Source organism: Hoeflea sp., from assembly GCF_984452065.1.
The window spans coordinates 1-7,098 of record NZ_CFHWAF010000188.1 but is presented as its reverse complement, the minus strand read 5'-3'; the positions used below and the strand labels follow the sequence as shown (position 1 = coordinate 7,098).

The following is a 7,098-nucleotide window of genomic DNA, read 5'->3' as shown; positions in this document are numbered from 1 at the left end:
GGCCGCCTGAAACAGGCTCGACGCGAAGTCCTGCGTCCAATGGTATCTGGACAATCCCGGCCCGATCGTGCTCAGTGCGGATAACCCGGCCGAGTGAACCGTTGACGGGATGAGGCCTTTGGCGGAGACAAAAATGCGACCGACGGAACTGCGCATATCAAAGGATCGGAAGACATTGACGGTGGCGTTCGACGAGGGCGCGACATTCTCGCTGCCCGCGGAGGCGCTGCGGGTCCTTTCTCCTTCGGCGGAGGTCCAGGGGCATTCCGCCGAACAACGTGTCACCGTGCCCGGCAAGCGCAATGTGCAGATCAAGGGGGCGGAGCCGGTCGGCAATTATGCGGTGCGTCTTATTTTTGACGACGGCCACAGCACCGGGCTCTTCACCTGGGTCTATCTGCATGATCTCGGGACCAATTTCGAGACTTACTGGTCCGGCTATCTGGAAGAGCTCAGCGCGAAAGGCATGGACCGCGACAGCGCCGGCATGCCGCGTTAGCCTTCATTCATCCCACTGGCACCCCGCTGTCCGGTGTCGTCCCAATCTTCCATCTGCCGGATCATGCGCTGCATGATTTCGCCGACGAAATTGCATTCATCCGTGTCGGTGGTCGACATGGAATGCTCGATCAGTTCAAGCTCGATGGCCAGCGCCCGCAGGGTGATATCCCGGCCTTTGTCCGTGAGGTAGAGCCGCAGGATACGCTTGTCCGTGTCGTCCTTGCGCCGTTCGATCAGTCCGCGCTTTTCGATCTGCGGCAGGAGCATGCTGATGTTCGAGCGGCCCACGAGCAGCTTATGGGCCAGATCCTGCTGCGAGATGCCCTCGAAGCGGTAAAGATTGGCGAGGATATCGAGATGGGGAACCTTGATATCCAGCCGCGCGAGCGCCCGGCCAAGCTTCTGGTGGATCATCTGGCTCGCCCTTGCGACGGCGATCCAGTTCTTGAATCGCGGATTGTCCCAAGGCAGTGCTTGATTTTTGTTCATAGTTGTACAATTATGTTCAAAGTTGAACTTACCGCCGGAGTCCGACTATGGCATCATTCATACACAAGGTCATCCGTCTCGGCTTTGATATCACAGGTCGAATGGCACCAGAAACCGCCGGACGTGTTGCGTTCAGGCTTTTTTCTCAACGCCGCCGCGCGGCCGTCCGGCGACAAGGCGCCGCGAGACGTCATGATCATCGAACTCGGAGAGATCTGCTTTGAAGAGACCATGTGGCAGGTGGCAGCTTGCGCGTTATCGCTCCGCAGCCTTCCAGTCGATCCACCTGCCGTGAAAATCAACACGGGCGAGCAGCGTTTCCCTTTGGCCGGGCCAGGAGGTCAGGTTCAAAGCGGCGCCGGGTTTGCCGCCATCGCCCTCAAGGCTCAAAAGGAACAGGGGCGTCCGCGCGGTGCAGCGCGCCCCGGCGGCGTCGATGATGTCGCGGCCCTTTTTGCGCTCTTCTTCCGAGAGATATTGCCAGGCGATGGTGTGATAGACGACGTGGGCATGGCCATCGGGTGCCTTGTCCAGCCTGTCCGACAACCAATCCAGCATGTGCGCCTTGTCGACATGGGCCGGGTGGCGATCGTGAAGCCGGAGCGCGGCCCGGAGCCGCTCGAAGCGATCGTCCTGATCGGCCCAGACATAGGAAAGAAGCCGTTTCCGGTGTTCAGGGTCGGACAGATCGAAGGGCGCAAGGTCGCATCCGCGGCGCTCGGCGATCAAGACCGGGCCGTCGGGTGCCGGGCCATCGGACCATTGCGGCTGCAGCGTGACCAAAGATTGAGGGTTGCCGCCACTGTGTCCGTCAATGACGTGGTGATAGCTGTCAAGAAGCAGGTTCAAACCGGCGCTGGCGCCGAGTTCGGAGAGCACAATCGGCAATCCCGTCTCGCCCGCAATGTGAGAGAGTGCTGCATAAATTGCGCTGGAGCGGCGAATTTCATTGGTCTGTGGCGCAAAGGACATGCGTTCGCACAGCCAATCGTCGTTTCGTTCAATTGCCTGATCGATTGCGGCGTGAAGCGCCGCGTCCTCCAGCGCCTTGTGATTTGGCGGGTAAACGCTCGAAAGGGCCGGCTCAGCCTGGCTTATGACCAGTTCGTGCAGCGCCGCGCACAGGCGAACCGGAACCGCATCGCCGTCGGCGGTCGGATCGCCCTGCCACGACCGCAATATATCGACAAGTCGGGAGGCCGGCAGGCCGTGCTGTGCGATGACGCGGCAGACCTGCGCGGTAAACGGCGAGCCGAGATGCGCGCAGGCGTGTTCCTGGCGCGCGAAGGCCCGTGCAATGGACGGGGGCAGGGGCCTTGCCGTCATCCCAGGTTGAGTTCCTTGAAGAAATCGTTGCCCTTGTCGTCAATGACGATGAAGGCCGGGAAGTCCTCAACCTCGATTTTCCAGACCGCTTCCATGCCAAGTTCAGGATATTCCACCACCTCGACCTTCTTGATGCAGTCCTTCGCCAGGAGGGCGGCGGGGCCGCCGATGGATCCGAGGTAAAATCCGCCATGACGGGCACAGGCTTCCCGGACAATGCGCGACCGGTTGCCCTTGGCGAGCATGACCATGGAGCCCCCAAAGGACTGGAACTGGTCGACATAACTGTCCATGCGGCCGGCGGTGGTCGGTCCGAACGAGCCGGACGCGTAGCCCTTCGGTGTTTTGGCGGGACCGGCATAATAGACCGGATGATCCTTGAAATAGTCCGGCATGTCTTCGCCGTTCTCCAGCCGTTCGCGGATTTTGGAATGGGCGAGATCGCGCGCGACGATAATGGTTCCGCTGAGAGAAAGCTGTGTTTTTACAGGATGTTGCGAGAGCTCCTTGAGAATTTTTTCCATCGGCTGGTTAAGATCGATGTGAACCACGTGGTCGGTCAGGGCACCTTCGTCGACTTCAGGCATGTATTTGGCCGGATTGGTTTCCAGCTTTTCCAGGAAAACGCCCTCGCGCGTGATCTTTCCTTTTGCCTGGCGATCGGCGGAACAGGAGACGCCAAGCCCGATCGGAAGCGAAGCACCGTGCCGCGGCAGACGGATCACCCGGACGTCATGACAGAAATACTTTCCGCCGAATTGCGCGCCGACGCCCATCTGCTGCGTCAGTTTGTGGACTTCCGCCTCCATCTCAAGGTCGCGAAACGCATGGCCGAGTTCCGATCCTTCGGTCGGTAAGCCGTCGAGATATTTGGTCGATGCGAGTTTGACCGTTTTCAGGTTCATTTCCGCCGACGTTCCGCCGATGACGACCGCCAGGTGGTAGGGTGGGCATGCAGCGGTTCCAAGGGTCAGTATCTTTTCCTTCAGGAAGTCGATGAGCCTGTCATGGGTGAGCAGTGACGGCGTGCCCTGGTAGAGGAATGTCTTGTTCGCGGAACCGCCGCCCTTGGCGACGAACAGGAACTTGTAGGCATCCTCGCCCTCTTCGTAGATATCGATCTGCGCCGGCAGATTGTTGCGTGTGTTCTTTTCCTCAAACATGGCCAGCGGCGCGAGCTGGGAATAGCGCAGGTTCTTCTTCTCATAGGCGTCGCGGACACCCTGTGCGAGGGCTTCACGGTCGCCACCCTTGGTCCAGATCTTGCGGCCCTTCTTGGCCATGACGATGGCCGTGCCGGTGTCCTGGCACATGGGCAGGACGCCGCCTGCGGCGATATTGGCGTTTTTCAAAAGATCAAAAGCGACAAAACGGTCGTTTTCGGTGGCTTCGGGATCCTCAAGGATTTTTGCAAGCTGTTTGAGATGCGCGGGTCGCAGCAGGTGGTTGATGTCCGCAAAGGCGGCTTCCGCCAATAGCCGGATGTCCTCGGGCTCGACGCTGAGGATTTCCTCTCCCTTGAAGGTGTCGACGCTGCCGTGTCCGCCGCTGATTTTCCGGTAGGGTGTCTCGTCGGCCTCAAGCGGAAACAGGTCTGCTGCGGGCGTATCGGACATCGGCTTGCCTTTCATGGGTGAGCTTTGGAACGTCGAGGCTGTGTATTCCGACACAGTTGCAATTGCAATCGCACCAAGGGTGTACAAACGAAGAGAGCCCCGGCTGGCGGGGCTCCTCGATAACGGTAGAATTTGCTGGTTCAGCTTGCGGTCTTCCTCACATAGTCCGCGATCATGCCCGACAATTCGCCATATTCGGCGCATCCGCGGCCGTTGCACAGGCGGCGGATTTCGGCAAGCTGCTCAAGCGCGCCCTCAAGATCGCCCTTTTGAAGCAGTGCCTCGCCCATATATTCGCGAACGAGCGTGTATTCAGGGTCGATTGCCAGTGCCTTGTGATAGTAGACGAGGCCTTCATCGACCTTGCCGAGTTTGCGGGTGGCAAAGCCGAGATAGTTCAGCACGCGCTTGTCGTCGGCGGATGCCAGTTTGAGGACGTCGATGGCCTCCTGATAGCGGCCTGCATGAGCAAGAGAACGGCCGGCTTCATAAAGACTTTCCTGGTCCACTTCCGAGGACTGCCGGACGCATTTTCTCTGGCCCTTGTCCCACACCCAGCCTGCATTGCACGGGTTATTGTCGGAAGATCCGCCACCGCTGCCCGCGGTAAAGCCCGGTGTTGAAAGCAGAAGCCCTGCCGAAACCAGCAGCGCGGTCGAGAGTATTGCAGCTTTCATCGTTATCCCTCAGGTTTTGTTCCGTTGATCGCATCATACATGGTTTTGTCCTCTCGGCTGTTCACGATCTTATCAGCCGGAGACCGTCCGATCACAAATAGGAAGCAAAAATTACAGAGCAAGGGACGGGATGCGACCGGGAATCGGCGCCTCTAATGTGGCGATCACAATGTTTTGCCCTTTATGAGAAGGAGTGGCACGATGTCCCTGGAGATCGTTGAAATGAAGAAACAGGTGTTGAGCGAAGACGATCGCTGGCAGGCTGTCTCACACCGGGATGCCAGCGCCGACGGTCAGTTCGTCTTTGCGGTCAGGACGACAGGTATCTATTGCCGTCCGTCCTGTCCGTCAAAGGCGGCTCTTCGCAAGAATGTCAGCTTCTACAACACCGCCCTGGAAGCCGAGAAGGCCGGCTACCGGGCCTGCAAGCGCTGCAAGCCGGACAAGAGCGGCCCCGCGAAAGAGCACACCGAAATGGTGGCGGCGGCATGCCGCATAATCGAAGAAGCGCAAGAGCCGCCAAGCCTCGATGCCCTGGCGCGCCGGGCCGGGATCAGCCGCTTCTATTTCCATCGCCTGTTCAAGGAAATCACCGGCGTCACCCCGAAGGCCTATTCAGCGGCTTGCAGGGCAGCCCGGGTGCGCGGCGAGCTTGAACGCGGCGCGTCGGTAACCGGTGCGATCTTCGATGCCGGATATAATGCAAGCAGCCGGTTCTATGAGGAATCGGACGGCCGTCTCGGCATGCGCCCCTCACAGTTCCGTGATGGCGGGCGCGATGCGCGCATCACATTTGCCGTGGCTGAGTGCTCATTGGGTCCGGTTCTCGTAGCCGCGACGGAGCGGGGCGTATGCGCGATCGATTTCGGCGACGATCCCGACCAGCTCGTCAGGAAACTGCAGGACCGGTTCCCGAAAGCCGAACTTGTCGGCGGTGAGGCCGATTTCGAGCGCACCGTTGCCGTGGTGATTGCGCAGGTCGAGGCGCCGCAGACGGATTTCGACCTTCCGCTGGATATCAAAGGGACCGCGTTTCAGCAGAAGGTCTGGGCGGCCCTGCGGGCCATTCCGGCCGGAAAGACCGTGTCCTATTCGCAGGTGGCGCGCGATATCGGCAAACCAGGCGCAGTCCGGGCCGTGGCCCAGGCGTGTGGCGCAAACAATATTGCCGTGGTGATTCCCTGCCACCGGGTCGTGCGCACCGACGGGGCGCTCTCCGGATATCGCTGGGGCGTTGAGCGCAAGCGCGAACTGCTGCGGCGCGAGGCCCGGTCATGACTGTCGGGGGCGTGCCGCATCAAGGTTCATCGGGCGCCGCTCCGGGTGCCTGCTGCGCCTCTATCGCCGGCTGGACCGCGCCGGTGATGGCCTTTTTCGCTTCCTCGTCGAGTTCCCTGTCGCCGACGACCTCGACCGTGACATTGCGTTGTGCGAAATTTATGCCGTTGGCTTCGAACGCGTCGCGCAGTTTCTGGTAGGCGTCGCGCCGGATCAGCCATTGCGCGCCGGGTTTGGCCATGAATTTCACGCCGATGACCATGTTGAACTCTTCCATGCGGCGGACGCCTTGCGACTTCAGGGTCTGGATGATGCTTGATCCGTAGCCCTCATGTTCGAGCAGTTCGGCGCCGATCGTCTTGACGATCTTCTTCACCAGCTTGACGTCCGTCTCGAAGGGGACGCGGAACTCCAGCCGCATGATGACCCAGTCGCGGCTGTAATTGGTCAGCGATTTCAGTTCCCCGAACGGTATTGTGTGGATGGCGCCCAGATGGTGGCGGACCCTGAGCGAGCGGATCGACATGGATTCCACGGTGCCGCGCAGCTCGCCGATCTCGATATATTCGCCGATGCGGAAGGCGTCGTCGACAAGGAAGAAGATGCCCGACACGATGTCGCGGACGAGCGCCTGCGCGCCGAAGCCGATGGCGATGCCGATCACCCCCGCGCCGGCGAGCAGCGGGCCGATATTGATGCCGAGCGAGGCAAGGATGGTCATCGCCACCACCACGATGAGGAAGACCATCAGCGTCATGCGCAGGATCGGCAGGAGCGTTGCCATGCGTGCTTCCGGTCCCGGAGCCTCGCTGCCCTGCGGAGGGACGTAATTGGCAAGACGGCGGTCGATGGCCGATTTCGCCCAGACCCAGACGAGATCTGCGACGAGCACGGCGGCAAGGACATCGGCGAGAATGCCGACGAGGCGTCCGGCGGCGGTCTGCGATTCCGACAGGGCGAAGATATTGCCTTCCCAGACATAGAGGACCGTGAACAGGGCACCGATCAAAATAACAAACCGTGCCAGCCGGCGGACAACCGGCCGGTAGAGTTCATAGGGGCCGACGATCTCTTCCGGTTCCTCGTCCTCCGCCTCGAACTCGCCATCCGCTGTGCCCGCGACATCTGACTGTTCCGCCGGCGTCTGCGCTTCGGCGGGTGCTTCCTGCTCCTGCGTTTCCGCGAAGATGACCGCCTCAGAGCGGAAACGA

The 7,098-nt window shown here is 60.5% G+C and carries 7 protein-coding genes; 2 read left to right on the top strand and 5 right to left on the bottom strand.

The window, feature by feature from the left end; translation table 11 throughout:
• The first annotated feature begins 133 nt into the window (after window positions 1-133).
• Window positions 134-499: a gamma-butyrobetaine hydroxylase family protein gene (locus tag AC5E6N_RS22425; RefSeq protein WP_491687770.1), complete on the top strand. Its 366-nt coding sequence runs from the start codon at window positions 134-136 to the stop codon at window positions 497-499.
• On the opposite strand, the gene AC5E6N_RS22420 is transcribed toward AC5E6N_RS22425, so the two are convergent.
• The 4 genes from AC5E6N_RS22420 to AC5E6N_RS22405 all read right to left on the bottom strand — a co-directional run bounded on the left by AC5E6N_RS22420 (window position 496) and on the right by AC5E6N_RS22405 (window position 4,609).
• The gene (locus AC5E6N_RS22420) at window positions 496-990 is read right to left on the bottom strand and encodes a MarR family winged helix-turn-helix transcriptional regulator (protein ID WP_491687771.1); all 495 of its coding nucleotides are present in this window, start codon (window positions 988-990) and stop codon (window positions 496-498) included. The two genes, AC5E6N_RS22425 and AC5E6N_RS22420, sit on opposite strands and share 4 nt — an antisense overlap.
• Window positions 991-1,245: 255 nt before the next feature.
• Entirely contained in the window at window positions 1,246-2,316 is a 1,071-nt protein-coding gene (locus AC5E6N_RS22415; protein ID WP_491749893.1) for a DUF2332 domain-containing protein, read from the bottom strand.
• The gene (locus tag AC5E6N_RS22410; protein ID WP_491749892.1) at window positions 2,313-3,932 is read right to left on the bottom strand and encodes a fumarate hydratase; all 1,620 of its coding nucleotides are present in this window, start codon (window positions 3,930-3,932) and stop codon (window positions 2,313-2,315) included. The genes AC5E6N_RS22415 and AC5E6N_RS22410 overlap by 4 nt, the downstream gene beginning before the upstream one ends.
• A 140-nt stretch (window positions 3,933-4,072) precedes the next feature.
• Window positions 4,073-4,609, bottom strand: coding sequence for a tetratricopeptide repeat protein (locus tag AC5E6N_RS22405; RefSeq protein WP_491749891.1), 537 nt, complete (start codon window positions 4,607-4,609; stop codon window positions 4,073-4,075).
• A gap of 201 nt (window positions 4,610-4,810) precedes the next feature.
• On the opposite strand from AC5E6N_RS22405, the gene ada reads away from it, so the two are divergent.
• Window positions 4,811-5,887, top strand: a complete 1,077-nt coding sequence (gene ada / locus AC5E6N_RS22400; protein WP_491749890.1) for a bifunctional DNA-binding transcriptional regulator/O6-methylguanine-DNA methyltransferase Ada — start codon at window positions 4,811-4,813, stop codon at window positions 5,885-5,887.
• Between the two features lie 19 nt (window positions 5,888-5,906).
• On the opposite strand, the gene AC5E6N_RS22395 is transcribed toward ada, so the two are convergent.
• Window positions 5,907-7,098 (bottom strand): mechanosensitive ion channel family protein (locus AC5E6N_RS22395; protein ID WP_491749889.1); only part of this gene is annotated, 1,192 nt, incomplete at its 5' end.